Consider the following 243-nt stretch of genomic DNA (forward strand, 5'->3'; position numbering starts at 1 on the left):
GTCGAAAAGAGCTCCCCGCTGTGGAACGTATCCCACATGTGCACTCCACTGGTTCAACACAAGAGAGAGCGGCTGCCCGACGATGTGGAGCTCGCCAGAAGACGGCGGGCTAAGGCCGAGCAAAACATCGATGAGGGTCGACTTGCCCGCACCGGAAGAACCCACGATCGCCAGGGGGGATCCGAAGGGGATGGCGAGATGGGGTGGCTCGGGCAGGTCCTTGCCGGTGCCAGGGTAGTGGAG

The 243-nt window shown here is 63.0% G+C and carries 1 protein-coding gene; it reads right to left on the reverse strand.

The features are described 5' to 3' along the window. A partial coding sequence (locus KVS71_RS18350) for an ATP-binding cassette domain-containing protein (RefSeq protein WP_217585253.1) occupies window positions 1-243 on the reverse strand: 243 nt, incomplete at both ends.

The organism is Microbacterium sp. GbtcB4, from assembly GCF_019091465.1.
Lineage (GTDB): Bacteria > Actinomycetota > Actinomycetes > Actinomycetales > Microbacteriaceae > Microbacterium > Microbacterium paraoxydans.